The sequence below is a fragment of the Pseudohaliea sp. genome, from assembly GCF_040217025.1.
Lineage (GTDB): Bacteria > Pseudomonadota > Gammaproteobacteria > Pseudomonadales > Halieaceae > Pseudohaliea.
Genome location: NZ_JAVJOA010000010.1, coordinates 31,133 through 47,762 on the forward strand (window position 1 = coordinate 31,133; position 16,630 = coordinate 47,762).

General features: G+C 59.6%; 15 protein-coding genes. 6 read left to right on the forward strand and 9 right to left on the reverse strand.

Going from position 1 to position 16,630, the window contains the following annotated elements; all coding sequences use genetic code 11:
* The first annotated feature begins 7 nt into the window (after positions 1-7).
* The 3 genes from RKE50_RS11445 to RKE50_RS11455 all read left to right on the forward strand — a co-directional run bounded on the left by RKE50_RS11445 (position 8) and on the right by RKE50_RS11455 (position 3,958).
* A complete protein-coding gene (locus tag RKE50_RS11445) occupies positions 8-1,120 on the forward strand; it encodes a serine hydrolase domain-containing protein (protein WP_350036567.1) in 1,113 nt (370 codons plus the stop codon).
* Between the two features lie 64 nt (positions 1,121-1,184).
* Positions 1,185-1,841: an HAD family hydrolase gene (locus RKE50_RS11450; RefSeq protein ID WP_350036568.1), complete on the forward strand. Its 657-nt coding sequence runs from the start codon at positions 1,185-1,187 to the stop codon at positions 1,839-1,841.
* 1,556 nt (positions 1,842-3,397) lie between these two features.
* Positions 3,398-3,958 (forward strand): hypothetical protein, encoded by a 561-nt coding sequence (locus RKE50_RS11455; protein WP_350036569.1) that lies wholly within the window; start codon positions 3,398-3,400, stop codon positions 3,956-3,958.
* A 185-nt stretch (positions 3,959-4,143) separates the two neighbouring features.
* Here the strand turns inward: RKE50_RS11455 and RKE50_RS11460 are convergent, their stop codons facing one another.
* Positions 4,144-6,120, reverse strand: coding sequence for a pyrroloquinoline quinone-dependent dehydrogenase (locus RKE50_RS11460; protein ID WP_350036570.1), 1,977 nt, complete (start codon positions 6,118-6,120; stop codon positions 4,144-4,146).
* On the opposite strand from RKE50_RS11460, the gene RKE50_RS11465 reads away from it, so the two are divergent.
* Positions 6,069-6,485: a hypothetical protein gene (locus RKE50_RS11465; protein WP_350037902.1), complete on the forward strand. Its 417-nt coding sequence runs from the start codon at positions 6,069-6,071 to the stop codon at positions 6,483-6,485. The two genes, RKE50_RS11460 and RKE50_RS11465, sit on opposite strands and share 52 nt — an antisense overlap.
* A gap of 267 nt (positions 6,486-6,752) precedes the next feature.
* Here the strand turns inward: RKE50_RS11465 and RKE50_RS11470 are convergent, their stop codons facing one another.
* The 6 genes from RKE50_RS11470 to RKE50_RS11495 all read right to left on the reverse strand — a co-directional run bounded on the left by RKE50_RS11470 (position 6,753) and on the right by RKE50_RS11495 (position 12,926).
* Positions 6,753-7,940, reverse strand: coding sequence for a serine hydrolase domain-containing protein (locus tag RKE50_RS11470; RefSeq protein WP_350036571.1), 1,188 nt, complete (start codon positions 7,938-7,940; stop codon positions 6,753-6,755).
* Positions 7,940-8,806 carry a CPBP family glutamic-type intramembrane protease gene (locus RKE50_RS11475; protein WP_350036572.1) on the reverse strand — a complete coding sequence of 289 codons (867 nt, stop codon included), beginning with the start codon at positions 8,804-8,806 and terminating at the stop codon, positions 7,940-7,942. Before RKE50_RS11475 ends, RKE50_RS11470 begins: the two co-directional genes overlap by 1 nt.
* A 35-nt stretch (positions 8,807-8,841) precedes the next feature.
* Entirely contained in the window at positions 8,842-9,585 is a 744-nt protein-coding gene (locus tag RKE50_RS11480) for a MipA/OmpV family protein (RefSeq protein WP_350036573.1), read from the reverse strand.
* 139 nt (positions 9,586-9,724) lie between these two features.
* Positions 9,725-10,900, reverse strand: coding sequence for a helix-turn-helix domain-containing protein (locus RKE50_RS11485; protein ID WP_350036574.1), 1,176 nt, complete (start codon positions 10,898-10,900; stop codon positions 9,725-9,727).
* A 133-nt stretch (positions 10,901-11,033) separates the two neighbouring features.
* A complete protein-coding gene (locus tag RKE50_RS11490) occupies positions 11,034-11,978 on the reverse strand; it encodes a DUF6544 family protein (protein WP_350036575.1) in 945 nt (314 codons plus the stop codon).
* Positions 11,979-12,593: 615 nt separating this feature from the next.
* Positions 12,594-12,926 (reverse strand): hypothetical protein, encoded by a 333-nt coding sequence (locus RKE50_RS11495; RefSeq protein ID WP_350036576.1) that lies wholly within the window; start codon positions 12,924-12,926, stop codon positions 12,594-12,596.
* A gap of 544 nt (positions 12,927-13,470) precedes the next feature.
* Here RKE50_RS11495 and RKE50_RS11500 point away from each other — a divergent pair.
* Positions 13,471-14,373, forward strand: a complete 903-nt coding sequence (locus RKE50_RS11500) for a DUF6635 family protein (RefSeq protein ID WP_350036577.1) — start codon at positions 13,471-13,473, stop codon at positions 14,371-14,373.
* 282 nt (positions 14,374-14,655) lie between these two features.
* On the opposite strand, the gene yidI is transcribed toward RKE50_RS11500, so the two are convergent.
* A complete protein-coding gene (gene yidI / locus RKE50_RS11505) occupies positions 14,656-15,099 on the reverse strand; it encodes an inner membrane protein YidI (RefSeq protein ID WP_350036578.1) in 444 nt (147 codons plus the stop codon).
* Positions 15,100-15,470: 371 nt separating this feature from the next.
* Between yidI and RKE50_RS11510 the strand changes: the two genes are divergently transcribed.
* On the forward strand, positions 15,471-16,328 hold the full coding sequence (locus tag RKE50_RS11510) for a PA4780 family RIO1-like protein kinase (protein WP_350036579.1): 858 nt from the start codon (positions 15,471-15,473) through the stop codon (positions 16,326-16,328).
* A 131-nt stretch (positions 16,329-16,459) separates the two neighbouring features.
* Here RKE50_RS11510 and RKE50_RS11515 read toward each other — a convergent pair whose 3' ends face one another.
* Positions 16,460-16,585, reverse strand: coding sequence for a hypothetical protein (locus tag RKE50_RS11515; RefSeq protein WP_350037904.1), 126 nt, complete (start codon positions 16,583-16,585; stop codon positions 16,460-16,462).
* Between the last annotated feature and the right edge of the window lie 45 nt (positions 16,586-16,630).

The following is a 16,630-nucleotide window of genomic DNA, read 5'->3' on the forward strand; positions in this document are numbered from 1 at the left end:
GCTGCTCGTGAACCGCATTTCATCTCTCCTGCTGCTGGCCTGCCTATCCCTCGCGGGCTGCCAGAACTCGAACTGCAACTACCCGATCTACCGCTTCGCTGATCGCATGCACCCGCCGGTCGACCTGACGAACACGCGGGCGCCGGCGGCGCGCGGCGTAGAAGACGCTCTCGCATCGCGACTCCAGTCAGAGTGGGTTCGCCTGCAGGATGACCAGGCCATAGAGCATCTTGCGATCGCTGTCAGCGGGCCTGCCGGCGACTGGTCGTCTCCTATGCCCGATGGCGTTGAACGCTTCTACTGGGCAAGTGTCGGCAAGCTGGCTACCGCCGTCTTGCTGCAACAGCTGGCGCAGGAGAACAGGCTGCGGCTCGATCAACGGCTGTCCCGGTGGTACCCAACCCTACCAGGGGCAGACAATATCACCCTGGAAATGGTGCTCTCCCACCGCGCGGGGTTCGCGAGCCACAATGGGTTCGACGCCTTCCGCCAGCGCGGTTCGCCCGCAACGCCGGAAGACGTGGCCCGATTCCTGGAGGCACGTCCCCTACTCTTCTGCCCAGGAACAGACTGGTATTACTCGAATAGCGGCTACGTTCTGCTGGGGCGCATCATTGAACAGGTTACTGGGGAAAGCTTCAGCGCCGCTGTCGCCACCAGGATCGCGGAGCCGATCGGCGCCAGCAGCCTTGCCGCTCTGGTGCAGGGCGAGAGCCCGCCAGACGTTGCGCCAGCTCGACCGCCGGGCTCCAGTGAACCTCCGATGGCGCCGGGTGATCCCTTCAGCGCGGGGAACATCGTCGCTTCACCACAGGACATGGTCAGATTCCTGGCGGCTGTACTCGATGGACGCCTGGTACCCGGTGCAGCACTCAACGCCATGGGAAGAAACCTCTACCCGATGTTTGACCAGCGGCTGTACTACGGGCTGGGTCTAATGGTGTATGACCTGCCGGAGACCACCTGGGTCGGCCACAGCGGTGGTACTCCCGGGGCAAAGGCTGTCGTTGCCTACTCCATGGTAAAGAGCACCTATGCCGCTGTGGCGCTCACGGGCGAAGGATCAGCCGAGTCGATTGCCCGACTGTTTATGTCGACCGTCGAGGCGCCCGCCATCTAACGCATCGACCCGTGCAAGCAGAGCCGGATAAAGGTGTATGGAACCAGACAGGGAGTAGTAAAGCGTGGACCTGGTTATTTTTGACTGCGACGGCGTGCTCGTGGACAGCGAGCGGATTACTAACCGAGTTTTCTGCGAAATGCTCAATGAACTTGGCGTAGAGGTCTCATTGGAGGACATGTTTCAACGTTTCGTCGGTTACTCCATGGCACAGTGCGTGGCTATCATCACCGACATACTGGGTACACCACCGCCTGAGGATTTTGTACCCCGACTGCGTCGGCGCTCGGCAGCCGCACTGGTATCTGAAATAGCGCCCGTAGCAGGCGTTTCTGCTGTTCTGAAGACTCTGACGGTACCGTATTGCGTCGCTTCCAGTGGTGAGCGGGAGAAGATCCGCCTGACCCTGGGGAGTACCGGCCTGCTTGGCTACTTTGAAGGGAAGATCTTCAGTGTGGGTGACGTCAAAGAGCCCAAGCCAGCACCTGACGTCTTCCTTCACGCGGCCTCGGTCATGGGAGCTGATCCGAGGTCCTGTGTCGTGATCGAAGATACGCCGGTTGGTGTACAAGCCGGTATCGCTGCAGGCATGACTGTCTACGGGTTTGCTGCCGACACACCGGAGCGCCGGTTGTGGGAAGCGGGCGCGGATGAAGTCTTTACAGCCATGGCTGCTTTACCACAGTTGCTGACCCAGCACAGCCGACAGGCGTGTCTATGAGTCAGAAGTCCGGAGTAGCCATGCAGAGGAAGCTGCCGTCAACGGCCAACACGAGATGCGCTATCGAGGAAAGGCAAGGGTGCATTTCATTACAGCGAGCTAGAGGATCGCTTCGAGAAGCACTGGGACAACAAAACACCTTTAGAGAGCCCTGAAGTGGAGACCATTGTTGCTACACCCGCTCGGTGAGCACGGGCGTCAACACACGTCTTCGCTGACGACACCAGTCCGGGGCGTCCCTTTCCCGCCGACCGCGCCATTCACCGTGCTCTCCCAGCGACGCTTCCTGGTCGTGCTGATGAGCTCTGTCGCGGCGCACCTACTGCTACTCTGGCAACTGCCCGCACCAAAGCCCCCGCTGTCAACCACAGGGACGGGCTGGGCGATGTCCATCGAACTGACAGAAGCACCGACCGCTACAGCGCAGCCGTCCGGTGCATCCGAACCAGCATTATCGCCCCCCCGCCAGGGCCTCGAACAGACACCAGCGGGCACGGGGGTTATGAGAGAGCCGCAGAAGAAGCTACAGCAATCCGCGGCAGCAACGGCAGCCCCTCAGCACGCGGAGAAACCGTCAGCAGGCGTGCCAAGGCATTTGGACCTATCGCCAGCGCTGCTGCGCCGCGCTGCCCGGGATGCGGCCGCGCTGCATCCCAGCGCAGAAGCGGAGCCGGGAGGTACGGTTTTCGACCCCAGGTTGCGGGAAAGACTGGGTGAGGCAGGGGCCGGCCGCGTCAATCCGCCGGGGTCTGCAGGGGGGGCCGGTGAGCCCCCCCGCATCAGTCTCGGAGGGGAAACTCGATTCTTCGAAGTCGACGGACTTTGCTTTCAGGTCAGGGACAGGGACACGCTGACGTCGACCTCCCTGGAAACGTGGTACCGAGTTCCCTGTCCGAAGAACACAACCTCTTCAGGGCCGCTACCATGATACCGCGCTCCTCATGCCGACTTCAGGAGTGCCGATGACTATGCAAGAGGTATCTACTCTACTCTTCGACGTACAATACGGTCAGAACGTACCCGACTTCAATTGTCCTATTCTGCTGCGGCACAAGGGCTGAGCTGCGATATCAGCATCGCCCCGCCCTGCGCACCAAGAGCTCGCATCACATCCTGGCGGCGCGTCAGTTGGACGAAGCCATCGGAAGGACCGGTCGGGAGCCATGTGCTGACGGCAATCGCTTCCGGAGGCGCGCCGACAAAGCAACCGCCGACAACCCTGTTCGTCAGCGAACTGTCGCCGTCTGTTCCCCGAGACCGCTGGTCCCGTATTTCCCGCTGTGACCGTACCCCTGTAATTCGAGCCATGCAGGATGTGGGATTTCCATTTATCGTATCGATGAGGAGGCCCCAATATGAAGCGCAAGCGCTACACCGAAGAGCAGATCATCTAGATCCTGAAGCAGCACGAGGCGGGCCGGACCATGGTCGACCTCGCCCGTGAATACGGCATCGCCGAGAACACCCTGCATTGCCTGAACTTCGTCATGGCTTGCGGTGTAACAGCTTCCACCGATACGTTGGCGGAAGATTGACATAAGCCGGTGAGGGTACCTATGAGTCTTTTCGAATTCATCATGATCATGATCGCAATAATCATTGGTCTTGGAATCGCCGAGCTTCTAGCCGGTGTATCGAGTCTCCTTAGGCATCGCGCGAAAGCAAAAACCTATTGGGTCCACATGCTGCTCACAGCCGTGGTTTTCCTCGCGCTACTGCAGCAGTTCTGGGAGGCTTGGAGTTTACGGGAAGTATCTGAATGGACCTTTATCGCACTCCTGCAGGTCCTCGGCGCGCCGGTATGTTTATACCTTTGTGCGCGTCTACTGCTCCCAGAGAATTTAGAAGGCGAAGACATCGAGGGGTACTATTACAGTGAGATGCGTCCGATCTGGCTATTGCTTTTCATCGGCGTCTGCCTTTCGACGACTTTGAGGCCAATCGTATTCGACGGTAAATTGCTGGCAGCAGATAACCTGCAATCCTTGATAATTCTGGTCGCTCTGCCCCTCTTGTGGGCGTCTTCAAATCGTGTGTTGCACAGCTTCTGCGTGAGCCTGGCGCTTCTGTTGGTGCTTGGCGACATCGTCATTTTTGCGGGCGACATCGCAAACTAGCGCTTAGCGCAGGGTTCAAATCGCCTGCTTTTGGCCCCATAACGGTCAGTCAGCAGAGCTTAGCAGGATGTCCCCCTCCGACCCGAAGGCGACCTTCACGTTTCAGGCATTCCGTAGCACAACCTCAATCGCTCCGTCAGTACGCGAGCCGATAAAACAAACTGTTCGAAAAATTGCCAGATGAATCAGTCGGGTAGTGCGTAGGCCACGACATAGTCGCCCGGCGTGGTACCTGCGCCTGCATGGCCTCCGGCTACTATTACGACGTATTGCCGTCCGTTGACTGCATACGTCATTGGTGTTGCTTGTCCGCCAGCGGGAAGTTTAGAGCGCCATAGTTCGACGCCCCGTTCCACGTCATAGGCGCGTAGGTATCCATCGAGCGCTGCGCCGATGAAAGCTAAGCCGCCAGCTGTAACGATAGGTCCACCGATGCTTGGCAATCCCCAGTTAAATTCAAGCCCAAGCGGTGCTGCCTCGGCTGTCGTTCCAAATGGCACCTTCCAGCGGATATCGCCTCTTTCCATGTCGACTGCAACAAGATAGCCCCAGGGAGGGGCGACGCAGGGTGTACCAAACGGCGACAGAGGCGTTTCACGACGCATGCCGTAAGGCGTTCCTGACTGGCGAGCGAACTCAGCATCTGGATACTCACCAGCTTTCTTTTCTGCCTCAAAAGTCTCTCGTGGAATCAGGGTCGTCGAAATCGGCATGTCAGTGACGTTAACGATTGCTAGTTGCTTGTCGGAATCGAAGGCGATTCCTCCCCAATTCACTCCCCCCGCTGTATGGGGTGTCTGCAAGATCCCCTGAACACCTGGCGGCGTGTATATGCCGTTCGACTGGTGGGCACGAATCATCTCGCGGCATTTACCTCGATCCCAGGGAGTCAGGCCCCAGGCGTCGTCCTCATTAATCGGACCGTGACGCACAAGTGGGGGTGGCGCGACTGGAAAGGGTTGAGTTGCCCAGCTTTGCTCACCCGGCACTGAGCTTTGCGGCACTTGGCGCTCCTCGATGTCAAATAGTGGCTCGCCTGTGTTCCGCTCAAATGCAAATATCAGGCCCATCTTTGTTGCCTGGATGACCGCCGGTATAACCCGATTATCCTTCGTGAGTTCAACTAGAGACGGCTGAGCCGGGATGTCGTAGTCCCAGAGATCGTGATGAACAAGCTGACGCCACCACAGCAGCTCGCCGGTAGACGCCCGCAAAGCGACTAAGGAGTTCGCGTACCGATTGTCGCCAAGCCGTTCGCCGCCGTAGTAATCGGGGCTTGCCGATCCAGTTGGGATAAAGACCATATCCCTTTCTACGTCGACGGAGAGCGGCGCCCAGGCGTTAGCCGCGCCGGTTTGGCGGGCCTGATCCGCGCGCCAGGCGTCGTGACCCTCTTGGTCAGGATGACGTGGAATCGGATCCCAGGACCAAACAAGGTTGCCGCTGCGCACATCAAATGCGCGCACTACGCCATACTCAAGCTCGACACCCCGATTGTCGCCTAAAGCCGACCCCGTGATGACAAGATCGCCGGCGATCGCGGGAGGCGACGTAATCGTGTATTCGCCAGGTCCGTGTCCTTCGCTGCGTACTCCCTGTTTGAGGTCAACAGACCCATTCGAACCAAAATCAGCACAGCGCTCGCCGTTGGCACCGTCTACAGCCATGAGCCGGCCATCGAGTGTTCCAAGAAAGATCCGGTGCTGACAGGGAAGGTCTTGGCTGGCGGATCTATCGTGCCAACTGGAGACGCCGCGGTTGGCTTGTTCGGCGTAACCGTGGGCAAGGTCAAGTTCCGAATCAAAACGCCAGATTTCATTACCAGTCTCGGGATCGAGAGCAAAAACCCGGCCAAAAGGGGTCGAAAAAAACAACTTATCCTTCACTAGGATCGGTGTCGCTTCATAAGACCCAGTTATTGGCGCATCCTCGTGCAACGCCCGTTCGCCGGTCGAAAAAGTCCAGACCCGTTGTAGCCTTGTTACATTTGACGGGGTGATTTGCTCGGCTGGTGAATGCCGTGAGCCGCCGGGATCGCCTCCGTAGTAAGGCCAGTCGGCGGAGGGTGCGTCACGCGGTGCCGACTCCTGATCGCAAGCTACGAGTGTGAGTGTGGCGCTGGCAACGACGAGGAGTGCTCGCACAGAATTCGATAGATTCATACACTGGACCAAACGGGCATTCGCTGAGTCTCGAATACGGCGAGTTTGATCAGTTTGCAGGCACACGTCCACGTATTTGGGACGAAATGCGGAGGCTTGAAGAACGCGTACTCGAAATAGCCAAGCTCGTGCGATCCCGGGAGGACGTGCTGGCACTGCTAGCGCACCTAGAGACCAAGGACGATGATGGTGCCTGGGCGATCCAGCGGCTAAAGGAAGAGATCGCCGCCTACGCCGACGAAGTGGACAAAGCGCTGGACCTGCAAGGGGTCGACAACCTGCTCAACGAGCTGGAGATCGATGAAAACGCGCCGCTACTGGTGACAGCGTTGTCTGAGATTGGACCTGAGCGGGGTTATGGGTGATAGCGCCCGAACCGCAGCGGCCTGACAATGGGTCTAGGATCACGCCTCAGGGCCCCAAGTTCCGCCTCCACCCGGATCGCGATGAATGAGGTGGATGGCAGTGTCCGTTATCAGCTGCTCCCTCTTGGGCGCCCAGTTCGACTCCGGCGCAAACGCACCGATGCAGCTGGCCTCACTGCGGTAGATGAAGGCCGTGCGCTCCTTGCCCAGGTAAGGCTCGGTACGGATGCCAACTGGAATGACCCGGGTTCTGTGGACACTATTTGCCTACTCTATGGGCTCTTCCGATGCGTCGGTCTCCAGGGCGATACTCGCTAAGGCTGCCTCGATAGTTTGAAGACGATCGGAGGAGCTTTCGGTGAAACCTATATCGCTGTTGATCTGGAAGGCAATAGTTACGCCATATTCAGCGTAATGACGCATGCTCGACACGTAACCTGGCACCCAACCCGCGTGGCCATAAACGCTGCCCCACGGTGTGTTCCTGCGAATTGCCACCCCTGCTCCGTAGCAGCTATCCGGCGGGCCGCCAGTAATGACCACGCTATCGAGAAGCCGGCTGAGGTAGGGTGCGTTCATTGCCTCGCCCTCAAACAACGCGTGCCCCCAGCGCGCAAGATCTCTAGCAGTCGATGCGAAGCCCCCGCCAGCCGCTTCCAACGTCGGGTTCCAGAGTAGCCGGCCGCCGGCATCAGCGGTGCGCTCCGGAAGGCCAAAGTAGTTGTCGCGCGCGACATAGCCCACAGCAAGGCCGGGCAGTGCTCGGCTGTCGAGAGGCACTGTGTTCAAGAGCTTCAGAGGCTCCAGAAAGCGGACCTGAACCTCCTCTTGCCATGCATTGCCGGTAACTGCTTCGATGACGAGGCCGAGCAGCACGTACCCTGTATCACTGTATGACCAGGCGGTGCCGACCTCGAATAGGGGCGCCTTGTCCGACAGAAAAGTCACCAGGTCCGTTGGTGCGATGTCATTCTCTTGCGCGGCAAGCGTAGTCCACGCCTGTTGGAATTCCGGAAGGTATACGTGGTCGGGAAGACCCGCTGTGTGGTGTAGCAGCTGATCGAGCGTGATGTCTCTGGCGTTCGGCAGGTCTCGAAACCATAGCTCTCCTTCAAAATAGTCAGATAAACGGTCGCTGCGCGCCAGGCGACCTTCGCTCTCCAGGGCTAGCACCGTCGCGCCTACAAAGGTTTTGCCGATACTTGCTGCCAGCATCATTGTATCGGGCGCCATGGCGCGGGCATTCTCGACGTCAGCAAACCCGACGGTCGCCACTGTCAGCACACCGTCCGTAGCAACGATCGCGGCGGTAGCTCCGGGGAATGCGTACCGTTCCTGCAAGGCCTCCAGCGCTTGCTGCAGTTCTGTCTCCCGAGCGCGCACGGTCCCTGAGAAGGCATTATCAAAAGCCGCGAAAACAAGAAAGAGAGCCTTGAAAAGCTTTACGCGTGTCATCAGTGTTTCTCACCGCTTCGCATATTTGTGCTCTGCGGTACGACCTTTGTAATCGCATCCTTTCTCGAAAACATTGCCCGCCATCTCCAAACGGAAACTAAACCCGCAAAAACAGCCAGAATTACCGTGTCGAGCGGTTGAGCATCAGGCCAAAGAGGGTTGATCAGCTGCCAGTGAAACAGCATTGGAAGCAGCAGGCTTCCCCTGGAATCATTGAAGATCGGTGTAATGAGGATAGCCAGCGTAACGTTTCCCAGGAAAAACGGCAGGAAAGACCATTCTTCGAACACCACGCCCGCAAGAAAGAACGCGGGGAGATGCCAGAGACCCCAGGTAACACCAATGATCGTGCCCGCCCAGAAGGGAGCGACATACCGCTGAAGAACCGGCTGCATCAGGCCGCGCCACCCAAGTTCCTCCACCGGTCCAAGGAACAGCATCATCCCCGCGAGAACAGCCACTGCAAGCAGCCCGCCGTCTGGAAGCGGTGCAAGAAGAGGCCCACCCTTGAGAAGCGAGCCAGCCATGTAGACCAGGGGAATACCTAGCAGTATCCAGAGCCACCAGTAAAGGGTCGTCCGCCACAATAGAATGCGGCGTAGAAATGAAACCAGGCCAGCGCGCCCCGTATAAACGAGAACGACAACGAAGCCTGCCAGCCCAGGCGACCAGGTTGCCACGAAGTACAGTGGATGGCCTCCACTCAACGGGCCAAGAATAGATGCCGCCGTGGCGGGCGCAGCAAGGTAAAGGCCAAGAATGCCCCAGGTAACGGTAAACGTGATCAAGAGAAAGGGCACGATCGCGGACGATGGAATCGGGCAGCCATTCGTCGACGCAGGGACATTGAGCATGGGAGAAGCCATAACGAACCCCTGTAACTGACTGAGCGGTGGACGGCTCAGAAGCGGTAAACAATCGCGCTATAAACGATCATCTGATAGTCACGCTCGATAATCGGACTATCGGTAATCTCGTCACCCAGGTCGGTGTACTGCCCTCCTCCCATCACCTGCCACCGATCACTCAGCTCGTAGAGGACCGTAGCGCCAACCGTGGTGTTAATGACCGCACTGCCCTTGTAGGCAGGTCGTCGGCTCGTCGCTTCCCCGGGCCGCACGCCGTAGTAGTAGTCCACCATCTCGTCGCTGGGCATAGTCACCCCCAGGGAAGGGACCAGGGTCCACCGGTCCAGCGTCACAGGATACTCATAGGTTGCGCTGAACTCGTAACCATCATGGACACCCAGCGTATCCGTGAGAAAGCGAAAGTTCAGCGTGCCCCAGGGCTTGCTGATCTGCATGCTCAGGCCTGCATCGAAGGTAAGGTCACGCTCCTTCAGGCCACCGAGTTCTTCGCTGTCGTCAGGATCGTAACCATCGAAACGCAGTTGCCCATCGACGCTGAATCGCAGGCTCTCCGACTGGGACACGGCGTAGCTCACCGACCCAAAGTCCATGCTCAGCCGTTCGCCCTGGTAGGATGGGAACGGCAGAAGTACAACCTGCGGGTCTGTCCCCGCCTGCGGCGCCTGCTGAGCAGCCACGCCGATACCCAGCCCCCACTCACCTGCCGATAAGGCAGCGCTCAGCATGGTGGTCCCTGCAAAGACACAGGGGCCAAGAACCTTCACCAACGTCTTCATCGCTCTGCACTCCCGGCCCGTCGGCCATATTGGACTGAGCGCAGAGTGAAGGACAGTTACGCCTCTTCGTCGTCCTTTGGTGACAATCCGGACGCAGGGGACGCACCGCGCAGGATGTCGAGGAGTCCGTCGATGCCCATCAGGACGAGCCCGCCTTGCGAAATTGTGTAGGCGTCATGCCGACATGTTCCTTGAACGTCGCGTAAAATGCGGACTTCGAATTGAAGCCGGCGTCGCTCGCGATAGTCAGGACGCTGGTGCTGCGTTTCCCGGCATCCCGCAAGGCGGCCTTTGCCGTCTCGATGCGATAGGCGTTCACGTAGTCGTAGAAATTGCAGCCCGCTTGCTGGTTGATCGCCTGGGACAGGTAGTTGGGCGGCAGGCGAAGCCGGGCAGCAAGCGAACGCAGAGTGAGGTCAGGTTCGAGGTAGGCAGCGCTATCCGCCATCAGTTCCTCGAGCTCACAGAACAGCGCCTTGCTCGCGGCCTCATCCAGGGCTGACCCCTCGTATTTGCGACGTACGACCGGCACTTCGACCGGGTAGAAATCTGAAGTTGGATCGTCTTGTGATTCGGTACTTTCAGAAGTCTCGGAAAAGATCACCGGCTGCCTGAGGCCACGATAGCCCAGCGCGTAGACCAGTATCGCCATGGCAACGTTAAGAGTCCTTTCTACTGCTGCAGAAGCATCACCAGCCCCGAAAGCAATGAGGTAGAGCACGTACAGGACAGCAAAGCCAGCCAACAGCAGCCTGAGCCAGCCAAGGCTGATGGATTCGATTTCCGAGAAGTTATCGCGAATCACTCTTCCATGAGAGCGGATCTCACGGAAACAAAGTATGAGATAGACGCCAATCAACATCCTCGGCAGCACATCCGCGAGGGCGATGATGGGCGCCCATCCGTCGATGTAATCGCGCAAACGGGCCTGGCCAGCCAGCACAGCTCGCAGCGACTCTTGCTCCAGCAGAAAAACCGGCAGGAGTAGCGGCAGGGCAAGGAGGAAGGGCAGGAAGTGCGGCCACCGGCGACCCCCGAAAAGCAACTTCGGAGAGGCGGTAAACGCTGTGACAGCGAGATAAAGCAAAGGTCCGTAGAGGAAAACGACGAGGACCTCAACGAACACGAGGCGAGGGTATTGCCGCGATAGCCCGACGGCCGAACAGTAATTCACGGCCAGGTCCAGCGAAAAGAAGAACGTCAGTAGGGCAAGGACACGGCCCGCTTCCCAGCTTGCCCTGCTTGACCGGAACAGCAGCAGGGACAGGAAGAAGCCTTGGGCCGCGCCGATTAGCAGAAGGTTCGCGTACAACATCGACTATCGGCCACTGCCCGGGACGGCAGACTTCACAAAAGGTGTGAAAAACGAATGCCACACCCACAGAGGTGCGCTTCGAACCCATGGGGGCAATAGACAGCCGCCGTGCCAAGCCCCAGCCGTTTCCCGACTAATCACGGGGATCTCCGGCGGCTCGAGGGAAAGCGATTGCTGTCACCTCGGCGATGAAGAACGGAAAATAGGCGTCGGTCCCGAACAGGTTACCCGCTTCGACGTGATGGGGAAGCCGATAGCCCTCTACCTCGCGGAAGTCAGACAGGATGGCACCGAATGGCTGCAGTCGGTGCGTTCTTTCGGGGTTGGCGTTGCTCCAGCGCAGAAAAGATACCCGCATTGGACAACCATCCTGGTCGATCTCCACATCAACGGACTGGGACAGATCACCTTGCGACACGGTAACGCGGGCGGTGTCCGGGCCTGCAGCGTCCCAGCTGACCCCTGGTCCGGGCAGAAGGGCCGCGGGAGACCAGATCGTGCTCTCGCCGATGTATCGCCCGAAAGCAGACCGGGCATGATCGGCATCGCCTCCGAGGCGGGCCACAGGGATTACACCCAGCAGCCAGAAACGTGTCCATCGGCCGGAATCAGAACCGGCGATCGGCAACCCTTCGCGCGTGCGCATCTTCCACAGGAACCCGGCCGGGGCCGCCAGGATCTGGCGAGCCTCCATAGCCTGGTAGCGCGGTTGCCGCTTATCACCGAGTCCGAAGCGCCCGCGCATTCCGATCTCTGTCACTGGCAGGATCGGAGCACCCTCGGTGATAACATACGCGAAGTACCTTCTTGCGGGCTCCGGTAGATGCGCGACCAGGGCTTTGTGGAAACACCGCAACGGAGCCGGCTGCCGGGATGCAAGTCGACGCCACTCGAGACGGTTCGCGCGCGCATCCCACAGCCGAACGACAACAAGCGCCGTGAAGAGGACAAGAGCAATGATCCAAACCGCTGGATATACAGCCATGGCGGGACGTCGACAGTGGCCTAGGAATACCAACGCCAGCTCACTGCTCGCGCCGAAACCTCTTGCAGCTGCAGGCATAGAGGATCTTACCATCGCCGACAGCGGAAGCCCGGATCACTCGAGAGTGCGAGGCCGACGGTTTGGGTTCCGTTCGGCGTTCGGGACCGAAGATTCCTTCCCGTTCTTCCTCTTGCCCTCCCGAGCCGGCCACTCCCCCACCGCCAGGGTCGGGATACGCTTCGGGTTCGGGTACGTAGCGCATAATCTGTAGACAAAAGCGTTGAAAACAGGCAGATTATGGCCCATATACCGCGATTTTCTTTGATCCTGCTACTCAGAGGGTCCTGGTTCGAGTCCAGCAGGCGGAGCCAGGTTCCGAGAGGAGACAGGCGGCTACACCGAGGCAGCTCCTGTATTTCATTTTTCTGAACCTGCCGCAGGGCAATCATGCGGAGTCAGTGGGGCACCTCCAGGAAACCGATGGGTCGCCGCAGCCAGCCCCTCTCATCTTCGCCAAGCTGAATATCCCACCATATCCCACCGCCTGCCGCTGGGCCGGACCCGCCCGCAACCGTCTTCGGTTTTCTGGCTCACACAGGCCTCTCAAGGGACGATTTGCCGGGCGCAACAACGATTTTCTTCTAAACTCAGACAGAACCGCGAACCTTGCGCCGATCGGCCAGGCAGGACGTGTTCAGCACCTACCCATTAGTAATCAGAGACCAATCGATGATCGAGAAGAAAGAAAACCGCTCCAACCGGAGCCTGCTTGCCCTTGCCCTGCTCACTGCGTTTGCCGGTACATCGGCCTACGCTCTGGACATGCATGGGGAGAAAACTGCTGCCTCCGCAGAAAGTCAGCACAGCGACCACGATCATCACCACGACGATGATGGCCATGACGATGAGCACGAGCACCATCATGGCGACGACGATCATGACAATGAGCACGAGCACCACCACGGGGACGATGGGCACGAGACAGAGCATGAGCATCATCATGGTGACGACGGGCACGAAGACGAACATGAACACCATCATGGAGATGAATCCTCAACCGAGGACGACCATCACCACCACGACGACTAAGAAGGCTTTGTACATCAGGCATGGAGGTGCGATCCCTCCATGCCTGCCGCTCACCCACTCGCCCAGGCGCAGGGTGCGGAGACCGGCGGGCCCGGAAAGCCAGGATCAGGAGTCTGCAGATCAGGCTGCTTGAGTGGACCCCCCTGGCAGCTCATGAGTAGATCGCCTCATGTGAGCCCCGGGAAAAACCCTAGTAAACTCAAACCCAGGAGCAGGTCATAACCACCCACTCGGGGTGCCACCGACGATGGTTACTGGAGAATGCAACTGCGGGGCCATTCGGTTTGAGGTCGGTTCCGAAGCGAGCTGGGACGAGATTGGCGACGCTGGCCGTCAACATCATGAAGGCTTCAAGACGTAGCCCGTTTTCTCACTCCAGGGCTCATGTGCCGGGAACTACCCTTCATGGCAACGGGACGCCATGCTCAAAGCCGGGACAGAACCAATCAGTCGACGTGGGCGGCAGGCAAAGCGCGGGCGGGCGATCCGCCCTCCCATGATCAGCGAGCCAGGTACTGACGACCAGCGCAGTCCGGAGAGAGAACCCGGCTACGAGGCGCCGGACCCCGCGGTCGGCTATTTCCGGTGCTGCCATGAGCGCGTGCCAGCGCTCGTTGACGCTCACTTCTCCCTAAGGGGGACTATCAGCCTGCACCGCCATGCCCTCGGTTGGGACCTGCTGATTGCGCCGGTGAATTTCCTACTCGGCATCCCGAATTTCCTGCTGCGGCTGCTGGCCCTGGCCCTTGGACTTCTGCGGATGCAACGCGCTTCCAGCGCCCTATGGCGCATGAACCTGGGCTTCACCACCAGCGTTCAGCGAACCCTTCGTAAGCATCTTGAGGATGACCTGCTTGCCCTGCCGGCGTTCGACGGCAATGACCAAAAAAGCCGAGCGCGTCGAGTCTCGATCGCTGCCGAGGACGCCCTGCAGAGCTATCTGCATGCCCGCAACGCAGTGGCTGACCTCACCGCAGGTACCATCGCACTGCTCGTCGGCTTCGTCGTTTTCCAACAGTTTACGCCGGGCTCGGTTTCAACCTCTGCCGCCATTGCACAGGCAGCAGAGAAGCGCGCAGCCATCCAGGACTTCATGCTGGGAGATACGCTCGGTGCGCTCTATTACACGGCCTTTCCGCCTGAGGTCACCGGCGTCACGCTGCTGACCACGTATCTGTTCGTAGGCGTCGTTATCGCTTTTCTGACAGCCCTCGCGGGACTGCTGCATGATCCATTGCAGAGCGCGCTGGGCATCCATCGGCGCCGACTACACCGACTCCTGGATGTCATCGAGGCCAGGGCTACGGCATCCGCCGGCGGGGATTACCGCCCGCGAAGTTTTTTCCTGGCGAGATTTTATGACCTGGTGGACTGGGTCAAAGGGTGGCTTTCGCTGTGAGCAAGAGCGAGGGGAAGCTTGGAAAAGTGGGCGGGACCGTCCTCGGGCTGACGTGTGTCGTTTTTGGCTCCTGGGGAATCTTGACCGGAGAGTACAGCAATGAGGGCTATCGCTGGCGGGACGGCCTCAAGGTGGAGGGGCTCCCCGCTACCGTGATCGGAACGGCAGTCCTGCTTTACGGCATTTACATACTTTACGTCGTTCTGTCTCATCGCCGATGAACTGCAAGCAGCAGGATCAACGCGGCGTACAACTGATGCGAGCAAGGGGAGGCGTAGCGCTTCAATCAAAGCCCAGTTCACCGAGCACAGCGCCGATCAGGATGGCCATGAAGACCGCTGCGATGGCGATAATGACGAACTGAAAAGCCAGCGCTGCGCCCCCCAGGATCACACCGCCAGCGGCGACCCGAAGCGGCTCATGCATTGCCAGGCTCACGACCGCCAGGATGATGGCGGCCCCCGCCATCACGCCGGTCGCAAGCCGTGCAAGCTGGTCGAGGTCCCAGCGGGAGCGCTTGGCCACTTCAGCAGCGGGCGTGTATTCCTCGCCCTTGAGTGCCGCCACTGTGGCATCGCGAATGGCAACCGCCTTTTCGGCAACCGTTTTTTCCGTCGGGGGCTGTTGAGTGAATGGTCCCCCCCAGAAGTGGGCGATAGCGAGGAGCAGCGCTGCCGCTCCCAGGGCGATCGCGATACTCCCGACTACCGGCCGTTTGCGTTCCATGATCGATAGAGCATCCTGACACGTGGACTCCAGGAGTTTCGCAGGGTTATGGCGAGACTGCCACCGCAAGCGCGCCCTCCTGTGAGTGCGCGCAACCTTTGAATGGAGTCATGGCTTGCCGCGCGCCATCGACTCGGGACGGGAGCTTTCGGCGGCCACCTTCGACCGTAAGGCAGAACTCCGGGCCGAGATCGCCGAGCTGAAGCAGCGGCGTCGCTTCTCAAGAGGCCTCTCCCATCGAAGGCACGAGGTTATGAACCGGGCTCTTTTGTGTGCGTTCGCTTGGGCGGCAAACGAGCAAGGTTTTTCGTACGCAAGCCCCTCAAACCGGTTAAGCTGAGCGCTGTTTCCTGCCCCCTGCCCCGGAAAACGTGAAACCCCCGAAACGCCTGCAACCCCTTCTCGACGACGGCCTGATCGACGAAGTGATTCACCCCCTGATGAGCGGCAAGGAGGCCGATGTCTTCGTGGTGCGCTGCGGGACAGACGTGCGCTGCGCCAAGATCTACAAGGACTCGGTCAAACGCAGCTTCAAGAATGCCGTTCAGTACACCGAGGGACGCAAGGTCCGCAACAGCCGGCGAGGCCGGGCGATGGAGAAAGGCTCAAGTTTCGGGCGCAAACAGCGGGAGGAGACCTGGCAGAACGCCGAGGTCGACGCGCTCTACAAGCTGGCTCGCGCCGGTGTGCGAGTACCACAGCCCTACGGCTGCTTTGACGGCGTGCTGCTCATGGAACTCATCACCGACGAGAGCGGCAATATCGCCTCGCGCCTCAATGACGTCACCATGTCGGCGGAACAGGCGCGGGAAGACCATGCGCTGGTCATGCAGTACGTCATGCGCATGCTGTGCGCGGGCATCGTGCACGGCGACCTCTCGGAATTCAATGTGCTGGTGAATGAAGATGGCCCGGTCATCATCGACCTGCCCCAGGCCGTGGATGCCGCGGCCAACAATAACGCCCGGGCAATGCTCTCGCGTGATGTGAAGAACATGACGGATTACTACGGCCTCTTCGCCCCGGAGATCCTCGATTCCCACTACGCCGAGGAAATCTGGGCGCTGTACGAGGACGGGAGTCTACACCCGGATTATCCACTGACCGGGCACTTTGAACTCGATAGGCATGTGCCGGACACGGATTCCGTGCTGGAAGAAATCAAAGCCGTGCTTGCCGAAGAAGAGAGCCGCCGGGAGCGTCTGCGGGCGAACGAAGCCGATGACTAGGACGCGTGGAGAACCCCCTTCACCTAGCCGGGGGCGCCCGCCACGGCAAGCCTCAATCCCGCTGGCACAGCGGGTAACCGGTGCGTAAACCCCTTGCGCCGTTCGGGGAGGTCTCTGGCGTCTCCGCCTGCTCATGGGAAGGAGATTGCAGCCACCTCGGCGAGGTAGAAAGGAAAACAGGCGTCGGTCCCGAACAGGTTCCCTGCTTCGACCCGGTAAGGTAGCCGGTAGCCCTCGACCTCGCGGAGATCAGACACGATGGCGCCGAAGGGCTGCAGTCGAAAGGTTTTTCGGGGTTGGCG

Coding starts and splice junctions, on each gene's coding strand:
- RKE50_RS11455 (WP_350036569.1), top strand. CDS start 3,398: ATGAGTCTTTTCGAATTCATCATGATCATGATCGCAATAATCATTGGT.
- RKE50_RS11460 (WP_350036570.1), bottom strand. CDS start 6,120: ATGAATCTATCGAATTCTGTGCGAGCACTCCTCGTCGTTGCCAGCGCC.
- RKE50_RS11470 (WP_350036571.1), bottom strand. CDS start 7,940: ATGACACGCGTAAAGCTTTTCAAGGCTCTCTTTCTTGTTTTCGCGGCT.
- RKE50_RS11475 (WP_350036572.1), bottom strand. CDS start 8,806: ATGGCTTCTCCCATGCTCAATGTCCCTGCGTCGACGAATGGCTGCCCG.
- RKE50_RS11480 (WP_350036573.1), bottom strand. CDS start 9,585: ATGAAGACGTTGGTGAAGGTTCTTGGCCCCTGTGTCTTTGCAGGGACC.
- RKE50_RS11485 (WP_350036574.1), bottom strand. CDS start 10,900: ATGTTGTACGCGAACCTTCTGCTAATCGGCGCGGCCCAAGGCTTCTTC.
- RKE50_RS11490 (WP_350036575.1), bottom strand. CDS start 11,978: ATGGTAAGATCCTCTATGCCTGCAGCTGCAAGAGGTTTCGGCGCGAGC.
- RKE50_RS11495 (WP_350036576.1), bottom strand. CDS start 12,926: ATGATGGTGTTCATGTTCGTCTTCGTGCCCGTCGTCACCATGATGATG.
- RKE50_RS11500 (WP_350036577.1), top strand. CDS start 13,471: ATGATCAGCGAGCCAGGTACTGACGACCAGCGCAGTCCGGAGAGAGAA.
- yidI (WP_350036578.1), bottom strand. CDS start 15,099: ATGGAACGCAAACGGCCGGTAGTCGGGAGTATCGCGATCGCCCTGGGA.